Source organism: Robertmurraya massiliosenegalensis JC6, assembly GCF_000311725.1.
GTDB lineage: Bacteria > Bacillota > Bacilli > Bacillales > Cytobacillaceae > Robertmurraya > Robertmurraya massiliosenegalensis.
In genome coordinates, this window is record NZ_HE978511.1 from 1,160,015 (window position 1) to 1,175,303 (window position 15,289).

Consider the following 15,289-nt stretch of genomic DNA (forward strand, 5'->3'; position numbering starts at 1 on the left):
CTATCTTGCTACCAACGAAGACCGATAATTAGTCTGCGTAATCTCGCCAGGCCTAATTTTCGTTTTCATATATAGGTCATCTAAATTTGTTAATTGGAAATCATTCGTCAGCTTTAACATAATAGAAGCACAGGCTCTAGCATCATCTAATGCATGGTGATGATTGAAAGAATCAATTCCTAAATACTTACATAACGCATTTAGTTTATACGTCGGTAAGCCTGGCATGATTCTTCTTGAAAGTTGATACGTACAAAGAAATTGATGATAGCTAGGCTTGACCTTGTACCTCGAAAGGCTGTCACGGAGAGCATATCCATCGAACGACAGGTTATGTGCAACCATCATTTTATTTTCAATTCTATCTCTTATAGAATCATAGAAATCATCAAAGGTTGGAGCCCCCATGACCTCATCTGGACGAATACCGTGGATAGCTATATTCATTCGATCAAAATGCTCTTCAGGGTCGATCAATTGGTAGATGGAGTCCGTCATTTTACCATTTTCCACAAAGATCATTCCTACTGAGCATATACTATGTCTATTTCGATTAGCTGTTTCAAAATCAAACGCAATAAAATCTTGCATGGTTAACGCCACCTTCGTTTGGTTCAATCATTCTCTTTAAGTATAAAACAGGTGAAGAATAGAATACTAGGATTTTCTTTATCCATGAAACCCCTCCATTTATTGTACTGAGCATTTACCTTAAATCTCACTCCTTGATGATTCGTTTAAACCTTCATTATCGACTTGTTCCCTATTCACACTTAATAGGTATATAGAACTAATATCCATATATCTATTAATATGACGTGTACGCTATCCGCCTAACTATTAAGTCTTTCCACCTACTAAAATGGACGAAAACTTCATTATTTCTAGGTGTCTAAACCTACAAAAAATTCATATTTAATATTGCCATAAAGCATTGGAAATTGTCGAAACATCCTATATCATGTTGAACTAGATTGAATATTGTCGGAAGCTCAATAGACCTATATACCTAGAAAAAAAGGAAAGTGATGTAAATGAATATTGTTAAGGACTTCTTCACGAAAACGATTAAAAGAAAGTTAATAAGCGTATCCATTCCTTTATTGGTTATTCCTTTAATCATATTAGGTTTTCTTAGCTATGAAAAAAGTAGTAGTAGTTTAGATGAACTTGGAAAAACAAACTTAAAAAATAGTGTCGAACATACCCTTGAAATCATGGATGTACTAAACAGCCAAGTGAAAAGTGGAAATCTTTCACTTGAGGATGCCCAGGAACGAGCAAAAGTTTCGATTCTCGGAGAAATGCAAGAGGACGGTACAAGACCTATAAATGAAAATTTCCATTTGGGTGACAATGGTTATATATTTATTGCTGATAGCAAAGGCAATATCGTAGCCCATCCATCTGTAGAAGGAACGAATTCTTGGGAAAGTGAAGACTCAAATGGAACAAAATATGCCCAAGAATACATTGAACAAGGGTTAAATGGCGGTGGATTTACTTATTATGAATACCCACTTCCTCAAAATGAAAATGAAATCGATGAAAAGGTTACATATTCAGAAGCTTATGCAGATTGGGATTGGATTGTAGTCGCAAGCACTTATATGTCTGATTTTAATAAGTCGGCAATGGAAATCTTAACACTGAATATCATCACCATTTCTGCAACCATTATTATTGGTACCTTGCTCATTTGGCTTTTTGCCAATAAATTAACTGCTCCTATCAAACAAGTAACTGACCATATGGTACATATTGGAGATGGGGATTTAACACTTGAGCAATTACAGATCGCAACAAATGACGAAACAGGATTGCTAGCTAATGGCATAAACGAGTTACAGCGCAAACTGAAAGATATTATAAAAAATATTTCTATTGCCTCGCAATCGCTCTCAGGTCATAGTGAAGAACTAACGCAATCCGCAAATGAAGTTCAAGTAGGAACAGACCAAATTGCAAAAGCAATGGAGGAAATTGCTGCTGGAACAGAATCACAGGCCCATCATGCTAGTTCCCTTTCCAATTCAATGGGGACCTATGTAGAAAGTATTGATACGGCGAATACAAATGGAGATAGAATTTATCAATCTTCGAATGATGTTTTGCAACTGACCGAAGATGGATCCCAATTGATGACACAATCCGTTAAACAAATGAGCAATATTGATCAACTCGTACAGGACTCAGTTACAAAAGTCAAAAAATTAGCCACTCAATCGAATGAAATATCAAACTTAGTTACAGTCATTCACAATGTAGCTGAACAAACCAATTTGTTAGCACTTAACGCAGCGATCGAAGCAGCTCGAGCCGGAGAACATGGAAAAGGATTTGCTGTGGTAGCAGATGAAGTGAGAAAACTTGCTGAACAGGCTGCAAATTCTGTTAAAGAAATTACAGAAATTGTTGAAAACATTCAAAATGATACATCTGAAGTGGTCCATTCATTACAAAGTGGATATTCGGAAGTCGAAAAAGGCACGAAACAAATTACAACAACTGGGGAAACCTTTGAAAAAATTAATGATGCTGTTAATGCAATGGTTACAAATGCTCAAACCGTTCGTGATAATTTAACAATGATCAAATCTACAAGCGCTGAGATGAATACCTCGATTGAAGAAATTGCTTCTATTTCTCAGGAATCGGCAGCAAGTGTTGAACAAACTTCAGCTTCTGCTCAGCAAACAAGCAGTTCAATGGAAGAAGTTGCCTCAAGCTCTAATGAACTAGCAAAATTATCAGAAGAACTCAATGCATTAATAAGAAGATTTCGAACGTAAATGAATGAAGGGTAGTAAAGAAATAGTGCTCTTTACTACCCTTTCTTTCGTACGATAGATAACTAGAACTTGGAATTTATACAAAATAAATGAATAATAGAGGAAGTGTAAATATGAATTTTTTTCCTTAATCTCCAAAAGATAATTTAGGAGTGTGTGGTCATGACCGTAACAATAGTTAAAAAACCTTCTCTCATCACAGATATATTAATCTACATCATACAGGATCACTTTCCAGACTTTATTTTGAAAATATATGACCCCCATTTTCTAGAGATACTAATAAAAAATGAAAATATTACAGATATCATTCTCATTGATGTTGATATCGAAACGGATATCACCTTTCTTATCCAACACTATAAAAACCTAAATCGAAAAGTTATGATTTGGACTGGCAATATCTATAACTATAAATTAATCGATTTTTTTAGATTAAACTTGGATGCCTACTTATATCACAAAATGGAAAAAGAAGAATTAATTGATGCTATCGAAATGGTTTTAAAGGATGAAAAATACGTTCATCCTCAATTGGCGTTCATTCTTTTGAATGATTACTATCACTTAGTCAATGTTCAATTTAAGAAACCTGCTAAACTACTAACTTCTCGGGAATGGGAAATCCTTGAGCTTTTAACTCAAGGGTATAAAAATGAAGAAATTGCACAAAAATTATCCTTATCTATCAAAACTGTTAGAAACCATGTGAATTCTATTTTTAAAAAACTTGGGGTAAAAGATCGAACAAACGCTGTCATAAAGGCTTTTAGACACAGATGGTTTTATTAGGGTAATTTTTTTCACGGAATTTATTATGATGAGGTGAAAAAAATGAAACATACTAGCGACTTTTCTTTACAGAGTATAAAAATCAATCATTATATCCAACCGATTACCAATTTAACAACGAATCATGTTATCGGATACGAATTCTTGCTTCGTTCAGAAACGATTAAAAACCCGGAATTATTATTCCAAACCGTTTCACATCCAAATCAATTACTTGAACTAGATATGAAATCCATTTTTAAAGCGATTGAAACGATAAATTCTCATTATACATTTTTTGAAAATAAGTTGTTGTTTCTCAATATTTTCCCTGCAACATTAATGGAGAATAGTTTTCTCCAAGGATTATTAAACATCCTCTCGAAAACAACTATTAAGACAAGTTCCATCGTCTTAGAAATTAATGAATCAGCAAATGGAAGCAATATTTCTGCATTAAAAGAAGTGATATGTCTGTATAAAAAGCACGGATTCATCATTGCACTCGATGATGTTGGCAAAGGAGATTCAACGGTAATGGCTCTCCTTGAAATCGAACCTGACATTGTAAAAATTGATAAATATTTCTCGATTGATTTAGCAAATTCTATTAAGAAACAAAAATTGATCAGTCTACTCATTCAATTTATTGATCAGGATGCAACAATCGTATTAGAAGGAATTGAAACGAACGAAGATTTAAAGATGGCAAAAAGCATTGGGGTTCCTATTGCTCAAGGGTATTATTTAGGGAAACCTCTACCTCTAGCATCATACTCCTGACACTAAATTGTAAACGATACCTACAATGACAAGATTTTGCATTGTAGGTATCGTACGAAAAATCATTATTTCAACCCTCAATATCCCTACGTCTAAATCCAATGAACCCAATAACCGTAAGCACTGCTGCAATCACGGTTAATACGAACAATGGTAAGATTGAAAATTCCTCCATTGGGGTTTGAGGGATATGGCCAAATGGTGAAAGGTCGCCGACCCAATCTGAAAATTGGAAGATATCTCCTAAATATAAAACAACAAAAGAATAGAAGAGATACGCCCAAATCAGACTTGTGAACTTCGGGAGAATTCCTGTGAGCAAAACAGCTAGACCCATCATCACAAGCATCGCAGGATAATAAGAAAAGGCATTCCCGAAAATTAATTCAGCTGACAGTCCACCTTCGACCACTGCTGTTCCTGCTGACCATAGTCCAAGTGCCGCAAGAAAAATCATCACAAAGCCATTGACGACCGCAATCAGTAAATAACTTCCTAAAAGAGTGGTGCGTGAAACAGCACGACTAATGAGATGAACCATTCGTTCCTTTTTCTCTTCCCCGCGTAGTTTATTCATCGCCATTACTGGAGGAATCGTCGCAAACAATGCAATGACGATCATAAGCATCGGAAGGAATCTTTCAAGCATCGATTCTCCTTCTTCTAATTGTAGTAATTCTACCATCGCTGCATTTTCTCCAAAGAATGAATCGAGGTCTCCTAACACTGAACCATAAGAAGCCCCTAATACAAACATCCCAATTGCCCAGGATATAATGCCCGTACGCTGTAATCTCAAGGCTAAACCGATAGGACTTTGCAAAAAGCGAGAAGCATATTTTTTTCCTGGCTTAGAAGGCAAGAAGCCCTGACCTAGGTCACGAATTGCGTTCAAATAATAGGCTACGGCAAACAACACCAATGAAGCGACAACCATTAGAATCATCGGTCCCCAATTATTCGCATCATACACAGCAGCCTTTGAGACCCATGCTAAAGGGGAAATCCAAGATAGCGTCTCATTTGTCACATCTGTAACCGCTCGGAAAAGGTAGGATAGTAAAAGGAAAGTGATCGAGTATCCAATCGTACCGCGTGAGCTATCAGATAGCTGGGAAAAAACCGCCGTTACACCTGCGAAAAATAACCCAGTTGCTCCAAGTGCTGTTCCATATAAAAGAGAACCTTCTAAATCCATACTCTCCACTCCGAGCGCATAGAGACCAAATCCATTGATTAAAGCTAAAGCAATACAAGTAAGTGAAATAATAATCAATGTCGCATTCAAATAAGAAAGGCGACCGATCGCAAGAGAACGAAGGATTTCCAAGCGCCCATCCTCTTCATCCGCCCTTGTGTGACGGGTGACAAGCAAAATACTCATTAAACCGACAACGGCCGCTGTCATAAGGAGCATTTGATGAGCGGTCATGACACCAACTGTATAGTTCTCTAAATTCGCTGGACCTGTCATCGCCGTCATCGCTGGATTGGCCATCGTTTGGGCCATCCCCGCTCTCTCCTGTTCAGAACCATATAATTCAGCAAGTGAAGGCGGAACAATGATGGTAAAAAAGGTTAGAGCCATCACCCAAATAAAAATACGAACTCGATCTAGCCGAAAAATAAAGTGAGAAAGTGATGCCGTTTTAGCAAGTAAATTGTTGGACATTATCTCTTACCTCCAACTCCTTCATAATGGCGCATAAATAAATCCTCTAATGTAGGTGGAGCACTTTCTAACTTCACAATTCCAAATGGGCTAATATGCTTGATGACTAAGTCCATTTTGTCACTATCGACTTGGAATGAGACTCCAAGTTCGGTATCTTCCACTTCATGAACCCCTTCAAGATCAGCAAGTCCTGTAATCGGATCCTTCGTTTCTACTAATATTTGCGTGCGTGTTAAATGGCGCAATTCTGCCAATGTACCAGACTCAATAATCTTCCCTTGACGAATAATGCTTACTCGGTCACAAAGCTTTTCCACCTCGGATAGAATATGACTGGAAAGGAGAACACTTTTCCCTAGTCTTTTTACTTCCATCACGCATTCTTGAAAAACTTTTTCCATTAATGGATCGAGTCCTGATGTTGGTTCATCGAGAATATAAAGGTCCGCATCGGATGAAAAAGCTGCGACTAAAGCAACCTTTTGCCGATTTCCTTTTGAATAGGTTCTACATTTTTTCGTAGGATCCAAATCAAATTTCTGAATAAGTTCCTCCCGCTTTGAACCATGATCAGTGCCATTTAATTTCACAAATAAATCAATGACCTCTCCACCAGTTAAATTCGGCCATAGATTCACGTCTCCTGGCACATAGGCCACTCGCTTATGAATATCAACCGCATCATTCCAAGCGTCCTTATCGAATATTTTCACCTCTCCACTTGTTGCCTTTAAAATTCCAAGTATAACGCGGATCGTCGTTGATTTTCCCGCCCCATTCGGACCGATAAAGCCAACAATTTCACCACTATTGACTTCAAGATTTACTCCATCTAAAGCTGTAAACTTTCCAAACTTCTTTGTTAAATTGCTTACTTTTAATAAGCTCATCACCTATTCCTCCCCATCTTTGTAGAAAGATCGCTTGAGAATTTCCATATAACCATTCCATTCATCCATTAGCTCCATGCCTATATTTTCGAAAGTCTTTATTTTCTCCATTTGAGTTTCAGCAAAACCCATCATCGTCCAATTAAGAATTTGCAGGGCTTTTTCCGGACTCACATCTGGACGAAACTTCGAGAAATCGATATTTTCGTAGATCCTATTTAAGGAACTATCAAGAATACTCCCCATGATAGGGGAAATTTCATTCTTAACCTCAGCAGCATCCTCAAGTTGTGTCGATTTAAGAAAATCAAACACAAGTGGATATTTCTGTTGAATTTTCAGCTTAATAAAGCCAATTTGACTAAGGCGTCTAAACAGATCCCTTTCGCCGATGTCTACTTCTGCAAAAATCACATCGACAATTTTTAAAGCGTTTTCGATCAAATACAAATATAAGTCTTTTTTGTTATTAAAATAATTGAATAGTGAACCTTTTGAAATTTGTGCATCCTTAACGATTTCATTCGTAGATGCCTTTTCATATCCACTTTGGACAAATTGTTTCATCGCTGCATTTATAATTCGAACTTGTTTTTCACTTGGCAAACTGTGAAATTTTAAATGATTCATTCTTAACTCCTTTCTAATAATTGACCACTTGAGTCAAATTTAACACGAATGACCATTGTGGTCAATTTTATTTTTAGGATAATCTAACATATGTCATAATAAAAGACCCTCTCCATAATGGAAAAGGTCTCCTCTCTTATTTTGCGTTTTCATCTGTTTGGTGAATCCCAAAAGTATTTCCTTCTGTGTCCACATAATATCCTTGCCAGGCCATTCCTGGTAGAGCGTGCTTTGGCAACGCTACCTTACCACCAAGTTCAAGAATTTTTGCTTCAGTAGAATCATAATCTTCCACTTCCATTGTGCATGCAAAACCATTCATCGCTTTACCTGGTTCTGGTGGAGGTCCTTGACGTTTCATGAGGGCTCCATTGATCCCTAGCTCACTGTCTGGTCCTGTCACAGCGCCAAAATATGGGACTCCTGCATAATCGCTCCAGTCTTGAAAGGTCCACCTAAATACTTCTCCATAAAAATTCTTCGCCCTCTCCATGTCATTCACATGAATTTCAAAATGAATTAATCGTCCCATCATTTCCCTCCTAATAGATTGATACCTTATGTATTCTCCTAATCATGTTTGTACTCCTTTTAGTATCGGAAAAAAACAGATCGGATAAACCCAATAAACATGGAGTAAAACAAAATGACAAACTTGAAGGAGATTTTTAATTCCAAAACTTCTTCGATACTCATTAACGTAACAAGAATTTAGTTATATTCGTTATAAAGAGGTGAGAAATAAGGATTGTTCGACTAAACACTCTATTTCTTCTTCTGACGATATAAATCCATCGTTTTGTATCCTTGCGATAACACTTCGACCATTTGCTCTTGACGCTTTTCTCTCGTTTTTGCTTGTTTGGCTGAAAAGACATACCTTGCCCAATCTTTTTTGTAGCCTGGAGTTAATGCTTGATAGAAATGTAATTCAGTTGAATGTTCCGATAATAGCTTTTCGATATCTTGAACATTGTCCTCATAATCTGCGACACACTGACTAGCCGGTGCAGATTTTTGAACCTTCTTTTTCTCTCGCTTCAATCCAACTACTGTGAAGACATCATCCATACTAACCATCCGAGCAAATTTCACATCACTGTTGTCCACATAGCCGTCGTCCCCAACCTTCATCGCTGGAAAAATATCATCTCGATGGACATACGTTTCATATCGTTTATTGCCCTTTTTCGGATAGGCAAAAAATAAGTACCCTTTTTCAAGCAATTGCTGTTCTCGAATGATTTTACCCGTATATTCCACCATTTCCTCAAGCGTTTCCACAAAAATGAAAATCGCATCATGCTCTCCAGTTAATTGATTCTTATAGCCAGCAAACAAGTCATAATCATTCGGTTGATTCAATACTGCTAGATTTTGATACTTTTGCAGATTCAATTTATCCATGATTGTCATCTTTTTCTCCTTTTTCGAAGGTAATCAATTAGCGGATCTAAACCTTTTATTTACCTATCTGCGATCATTTTATCAAAAAATTGCTTCATAAAGAAATGAGGCTGAATGCAAAAAGCAATCAGCCACCACGTTTCTTAGACATTTTCCATAACGTTAATAGAAAGAAAATCATCCCGATCATCAATAAATATAATAAACTATGCCACCACATGACGACAAAGTCTCCAATTTCAAACAAAGAGCCCATCGATAAGCGGAACTCCTCGATCGCTGATGCTGGAGCACCATCAAATACGACTTGTTCAGACGGTCCCATCATGATCTCACGAAGCATCATTGCCGCATGGGAAGGTGGAAAAATTTTGACAATCATTTGGACAACTTCAGGCAAACTCCCAATCGGAATATAAATTCCTGTTAAGAAGCCGATCAAGGTTCCAATAATTGTTGCAGCCGCCGAAAAAGCATTGGAACTTTTGAAAAATGAGACAAAATAATATAGAACAAAGACAGAGAAAAAATCATATAAAAAGATAATGCCCAATACTTTTACTAATGCAGACCAACTGAGCAATTCTCCTCCATTAAGGACGATATATACTTCCGCAAAAATGAGAGTTATCAAGGTCAACAACAAACTGATAACAAAACAGCTTAAAATATAGCTCCCTGCTAAACTACTTCTTTTAATTGGTGAGGCATAGAAGTCTTTATCGATTTTCAGTTTCCGATCTTCTACCATGCTGCTCAACGCACTTATCCCGGTTGTAATGGGAGCAATCGCGATCACTCCTGCCATCAGCCAAGAATCAATTAACGTTCCAGCCTCTTCTATTCCCTCAAAATTACTTTTCATCACATCTCCCAAAAACAATAAATATAAACCGATTACAATAAGGACACTAAGAAGAGAGAAAAATACTCCAGCCTTATCCCGAAAAAACACCAACAGATTTCTTTTCACCAAATGTCTCATTCTCTTAACTCTTTTCCTGTAATCGTAATAAACGCATCATCCATCGTCCCCTTCACAACCTGAAACCCAATGATGTCTTCCTTACATCGTTCTAAAATGGGTAATGCCTCCATCGTTGAACCTAATTTAATCGTTAACGTATCTACTTTCAGTGCATATTCGTAACCTTCTGTTATCAACATGTCTTCTACTTTCTCTAGATTTGCCCCATGGATTTCTAGATAATCTGAAGTATATTTTTCTTTCAAGTCTGCTGGTGTTCCCTTTGCGACAACTTCACCATTATCAATGACGACAACATAATCTGTTTTTGCTGCCTCCTCCATATAATGAGTCGTTAGGAAAACGGTCATCCCCGTCTCTCGCTGAATCTGCCTAATCGTTTCCCACACCCGCTGTCTTGTTTGCGGATCAAGTCCGGTCGTTGGCTCATCTAAAATAAGTATTTTGGGCTTATTAATAAGTGCTCTTGCAATATCTGCTCTTCTCTTTTGACCACCAGACAATTTTCCATAAGGCTGATCTAAAAAGCTTAACACTTCCGTATGTTCGATCGCATATTCCATTCTTTTCTGCAGCTCGCGTCCCTTTAGTCCATATAGGCCACCACGACACATAAGGTTTTCTTTAACAGTTAGGAGGTCATCTAATAGACTTGCTTGAAAAACAATTCCCAATTCAGAACGGATCCCGTTATCATCTTTTCCAAGCTGATAACCATTAATTGCCACACGACCACCATCTGGTTGTAATAACGTACTAAGAATATCAATTGTCGTTGATTTCCCAGCTCCATTCGGTCCTAAAAAAGCGAACAGAGACCCTTCTTCCACATAAAAATCAATTCCTTTGACCGCTTCAATACTTCCATATGATTTCTTAAGACCAGAAACTTCAATTATTTTCTTCATCGAAAACCATCCTTTTTTCCTAAAAAAGGAACAAAATCATCCATCTTCCATTTTCACTATAGCACAAGAAGGGACCAGGAAATATAAATTATTTATGAATTTTCTGATTAAAAAAAGACATAGAAAAGGCAGGTGAGCCATAGCGGCTACCCTGCCCTTCGTTTTACTTACCGTTTTTCTTTGATACATCTACAATTGTTGGTTTACTCTCATTTCCAGCAGCATCTGTAGCTGTGAAGATTAAGAAGTTTTTATGTTTTTGTTTTGGTACACGAACTTTGAAAGTACCTCTATAATCTGCTACCGCTGTGCCAATCTTTAGATTGCCCATCATAACTTTAACCGTTGCACCTGCTTCCGTTTTTCCCATGATCAAGATATCGTTATGAGTCACAGGATTCACGATTGGCGCAGCAGGTGGAGTTACATCAACCACTGTTACAACGGTTGGTTCGCTGACTTTACCAGCAGCATTTGTTGCCGTCACTTCTATTTCCGTACCAGCTGCTTGCTTTGCAATCTTAATGGAGAAGCTTCCGTTTTCAGATACAATTCCAGAGCCAATCACCTTTCCATTAACAGATACGTTAATCGTAGCGCCTGCTACTGATGTTCCTGTTACTTTTGTTGATTGGTCTGTTACTTCATTTACGTTTGGTGCTTCTGGGACGGGGCTTTCTTCTATTTCCGTTTCTGTCACAATTCGATCTTCAACCGTCGGAGAAACCGGATTATGCGCTTCAAGATAAGAAGTGAACACTTCAAAATCAACGATGTAAAGCTCAGTTATACGTCCTTCATCCTTCGCTGTTTTGAACATCGAGTAGCCGTCCCCACCATCAGCTGTAAAGGCATTGGTTGCCACACGATAGATGCTATCCAATTGAAGTTTTTCATAACCATCTTCAGTTAAAGCTTCCACATACCAAACGCGTTCGCCAACTGGTTTTTCTGGATCATATTTAAACTTCAACCCTGACACTTGCATAAAGCCACCAGCACCTGGAGCACTTACACTATGTTCGAGAGCAGCGAGAATTTCTTCCCCTGTTAAGTCAAGTGTGACGAGATTGTTCCCAAATGGTAAAACGGTTAAGACTTCACCTAAGGTAATATCACCTTCATCAATTGAAGCGCGGATTCCACCACCATTTTGCATCGCAATATACGTCGGGATCGACTCATTTGCTTTAGCAGCCATACCATCGGCAATTAAGTTCCCTAAATTCGTTTCCTTACTACGAACATCATCACGTTCCCCATTTAATGGAACTGTCGTACTTCCGACAACTTGCTTTTGAAGTTCTGTTAATGGCTCTTTAAATTCCTCAACTTTTTCTAATGCATCTGGGTCTTCTGCATACTCACTTAAGGCCTTCAATTCACCAGCAAAATCGGCAATGACGCCATTTTCATCAAAAGTGACATCCAGGACTCCCAGGTAATTTAAATACTCATTTGCCTGTACAATTAACGTAGGCTCTTCCTTTTCCACGACAACCGGTTCTTCCAGTGTCGTATGGGAGTGGCCACCAACAATGACGTCAATCCCATCCACTTGTTCAGCTAAATTGACATCCGGTTGATAACCTAAGTGAGACAAGGCGATAATTTTATCAATCCCTTGTGCTTCTAAAAGGGCAACAGTCTCATTCGCCTTTTCGAATGAATCCTCAAACACGACATGTTCTCCAGGGTTCGCTAGGAATGTTGTATCCTCTGTCGTTAATCCAAAAATCCCTACCTCTTCTCCGTCGACTTCTTTAATAATCGCTGGGAAGATTTCTCCTTGTTCATTATTCCCACCAATTCTATCATTGAATAAAGGTCCTAACTCAGGGTCATTGGTCATGTCAATATTAGACGAGACGATTGGGAATTGAGCTTGAGAAATAAAGTTCGCTAATGTCGCAGAATCCTTATCGAACTCGTGATTTCCAAGGGTCATCGCATCAAAGTCTAATTGATTCATAAAATACAGGTCAGCTAAACCTAAATACTGTCTGAAGTACAACGTTCCTGAGAATACATCTCCTGCATTCAACAAGAGACTATTTTCCTTTTCCGCACGTAATTCATCTACCGCTGTAAACAGTCTTGGGAATTGTTCTACGTAAGCATGTGTATCATTTGTATGGAGAAGGGATAATGTAAACGGACCTTCTTCTACCGCCAAATCAAGCTGGGCAACTAGTGCATCGTGGTCACTCGCACGTCCATGCTCTGCCATATAAGGAGAGTTAAAGTTAACGATATCAAGTTCTGCCCCTGCAGCTAATCGATTGGATACTAAAATATGATCCAACACTTGCGCATTTCCTTGATAGTTATATGTGTAACGCTCTGTTTCTGGTAGAGTTTCAACTAAGTTTGTTAGTACATCCCCTTTTAAAGCTTGAAGTGGTGCCGAAAACTCAAAATCGTTTAAATCGCCAAGTACGACGACATTGGCATCTGCGTTTTGTTCTTTTATATCAGAAACAAAGTGGTTCACAATCGTCGCTATTTCAATACGTTGCGCTTCACTTCCAAGGAAAGGTGGTTGATTTCTTCCGAATAACGGTTGGTCCCCTGTCTTTGAATTAAAATGATTGTTAATGACAATGACTTCTTCCCCTTGGAAGGTAAACTCTGCTGCTAATGGCTTACGGCTGTTATTGAATGCTGCATTCGTTGGGTCAATACGACCTGGGTTCAATGTAAGTGAGCCATTTTCATAGGCAACTGCGGTTGTTGCATCTCCTTTTGGAGCTTCATTTAACGTTACACGCTCAGGATTATACAAGTACCCGACGCGGATATTTCCACCTGGGACACCACCGTCTTGTTTATCCGCTGGAGCAATTTCGGTCCAGGCATACGTCGCTCCACCAAAACCTGCAATCGCATCACTTAACGCCTTATAGTTGGCGTCTGCTTTAACGACACCATTATCTGTTTCTCCACTTTCATCTAGCACTTCCACTAACCCAATAATGTCTGGTGAGCCTAAATTTTCGACCATCGATTTAGCTAACTTATCGCGCTTAGCTGTATCAGTTGCGACAAAGTTTTCAATATTGTAACTAGCGACTGTAAGCTTATCCTCTTCTTTTTCGATTGTTGTCACTTCATTCGTTCTTTCACGCTCAACAAGCTCAGGTAAATCAGCTGCTTTTGTTAAAATTTTATAGTTGCTAAACGTGTAGCTCACAACGCCAGTCACGGTTCCATCAAAGGAATCACCTGCTTTTGTCACATAGCTACGGTCATCTAGTTGAAGAAGCATTTTCTCAGGATTCTGATTTTCTTCTGTTAGAAGAGGAATTCCTTCTTTCGTATAAGCTTTGCCCTCAACTTGTCCGGTAATAATCGGAACTTCTCCATATTTTTGCGGTCCAGTAACAGTTGGATTTTCAATGGAAACAAGCATTCCTTCAAGACTTTCGTAAAAATCAATGCCATCTTCAGAAGGATCAAATTCAGCAAATTGATCATTATCAATTACAGAAGTCGGCGGAATCACATCACGCCCAATTACGATAGGTTCAGGAAGTTCATTTCCACTTGATGCTTTCGTAATCCGTCCATTTTGCGCATTAATCTCTGTCATCGCTAAATCGGTTTGAAGCTTTTCATCATAGCCGTCTAATACCCATTCTTTAACGAGACCTGAAACATCCACCCGATCACCAACTTCAACACCATGTGACGGCTTATAGACAAGTAAACCTTCTGCTGTATTTGGATTGTCGTCTGGATTTGGATCTTGCATATAGAAATTGCTACTGTCTACTACATAGGTAACAATCCCAGGTACATCAACAACATTTTGATCTTGATAAGGCGAAGTATGGGATTGACCTTGAATATCATGAATTTTAAGCCCTGTCACACCCTCAATCGGTCCTTCTTCTGGCGGTTCAGACGCTCCATCAAAGGAAATGGCCGTTGGCGATTTAAGGCCAGGTACTGAGAAATAAGCTTCAAGAGAACCAGATATATATACCTTTTCCCCAATAATCGTTGGATTTGTTGCTAATCCAAAAGTAGATCGAAAACTACTAGGAAGCTGAACGGGTAAGATTTTCGTTGCATCTCTTTCGGTCGGACTATCGGCAATGGCAAAGTTTGTATCTGCTGAAAAAGGTGCCTCAAAATCATATGTAGCTTTGCCACCACCTCCACTAGTTGTATAACCTACTATGTAGCCTACCACTGTTGCTGTTCCAGAATTATTCTCGATAGCTTCTGCCACCGTGATTGTCTCAGCTGCCTGTGTTCGATATGGGAGAACCATACTTAGCAACATGACGAAAATGGTCGATAAAGCAACTAATTTTTTTCTAAGCCTTTTCAAGTGTTTTCCTCCTCTAACCTCTTTTATAGCCCCTTCACTTCCCTCTACCATTTTAAACCTATTCCTCCTTTCCCTATTATGGTAGGAAGCTTGAGATCTTTACTAC

12 protein-coding genes are annotated in these 15,289 nt (G+C 38.4%); 3 read left to right on the forward strand and 9 right to left on the reverse strand.

Annotation, left to right across the window (positions count from 1 at the left end):
* Positions 1-591: a 3'-5' exonuclease gene (locus tag BMSHG_RS25775; protein WP_019153494.1), complete on the reverse strand. Its 591-nt coding sequence runs from the start codon at positions 589-591 to the stop codon at positions 1-3.
* A gap of 443 nt (positions 592-1,034) precedes the next feature.
* On the opposite strand from BMSHG_RS25775, the gene BMSHG_RS05795 reads away from it, so the two are divergent.
* The 3 genes from BMSHG_RS05795 (at position 1,035) to BMSHG_RS05805 (ending at position 4,346) form a co-directional block, all read left to right on the forward strand.
* The gene (locus BMSHG_RS05795) at positions 1,035-2,792 is read left to right on the forward strand and encodes a methyl-accepting chemotaxis protein (protein WP_019153495.1); all 1,758 of its coding nucleotides are present in this window, start codon (positions 1,035-1,037) and stop codon (positions 2,790-2,792) included.
* A 162-nt stretch (positions 2,793-2,954) separates the two neighbouring features.
* On the forward strand, positions 2,955-3,584 hold the full coding sequence (locus BMSHG_RS29010) for a response regulator transcription factor (RefSeq protein WP_019153496.1): 630 nt from the start codon (positions 2,955-2,957) through the stop codon (positions 3,582-3,584).
* A gap of 42 nt (positions 3,585-3,626) precedes the next feature.
* The gene (locus BMSHG_RS05805; RefSeq protein ID WP_019153497.1) at positions 3,627-4,346 is read left to right on the forward strand and encodes an EAL domain-containing protein; all 720 of its coding nucleotides are present in this window, start codon (positions 3,627-3,629) and stop codon (positions 4,344-4,346) included.
* A gap of 70 nt (positions 4,347-4,416) precedes the next feature.
* On the opposite strand, the gene BMSHG_RS05810 is transcribed toward BMSHG_RS05805, so the two are convergent.
* The 8 genes from BMSHG_RS05810 to BMSHG_RS27025 all read right to left on the reverse strand — a co-directional run bounded on the left by BMSHG_RS05810 (position 4,417) and on the right by BMSHG_RS27025 (position 15,183).
* Positions 4,417-6,018 (reverse strand): ABC transporter permease, encoded by a 1,602-nt coding sequence (locus BMSHG_RS05810; RefSeq protein ID WP_019153498.1) that lies wholly within the window; start codon positions 6,016-6,018, stop codon positions 4,417-4,419.
* Complete coding sequence (locus BMSHG_RS05815) at positions 6,018-6,911, reverse strand: ABC transporter ATP-binding protein (protein WP_019153499.1); 894 nt, start codon at positions 6,909-6,911, stop codon at positions 6,018-6,020. Before BMSHG_RS05815 ends, BMSHG_RS05810 begins: the two co-directional genes overlap by 1 nt.
* A gap of 3 nt (positions 6,912-6,914) precedes the next feature.
* Complete coding sequence (locus tag BMSHG_RS05820; RefSeq protein WP_019153500.1) at positions 6,915-7,541, reverse strand: TetR/AcrR family transcriptional regulator; 627 nt, start codon at positions 7,539-7,541, stop codon at positions 6,915-6,917.
* Between the two features lie 136 nt (positions 7,542-7,677).
* A complete protein-coding gene (locus tag BMSHG_RS05825; protein WP_019153501.1) occupies positions 7,678-8,073 on the reverse strand; it encodes a VOC family protein in 396 nt (131 codons plus the stop codon).
* A 233-nt stretch (positions 8,074-8,306) separates the two neighbouring features.
* The gene (locus BMSHG_RS05830; protein WP_019153502.1) at positions 8,307-8,957 is read right to left on the reverse strand and encodes a YdeI/OmpD-associated family protein; all 651 of its coding nucleotides are present in this window, start codon (positions 8,955-8,957) and stop codon (positions 8,307-8,309) included.
* Between the two features lie 118 nt (positions 8,958-9,075).
* A complete protein-coding gene (locus BMSHG_RS05835) occupies positions 9,076-9,933 on the reverse strand; it encodes an ABC transporter permease (RefSeq protein WP_019153503.1) in 858 nt (285 codons plus the stop codon).
* Complete coding sequence (locus tag BMSHG_RS05840) at positions 9,930-10,844, reverse strand: ABC transporter ATP-binding protein (RefSeq protein WP_019153504.1); 915 nt, start codon at positions 10,842-10,844, stop codon at positions 9,930-9,932. Before BMSHG_RS05840 ends, BMSHG_RS05835 begins: the two co-directional genes overlap by 4 nt.
* A 163-nt stretch (positions 10,845-11,007) precedes the next feature.
* Complete coding sequence (locus BMSHG_RS27025; protein ID WP_148346797.1) at positions 11,008-15,183, reverse strand: 5'-nucleotidase C-terminal domain-containing protein; 4,176 nt, start codon at positions 15,181-15,183, stop codon at positions 11,008-11,010.
* Positions 15,184-15,289: the final 106 nt, after the last annotated feature.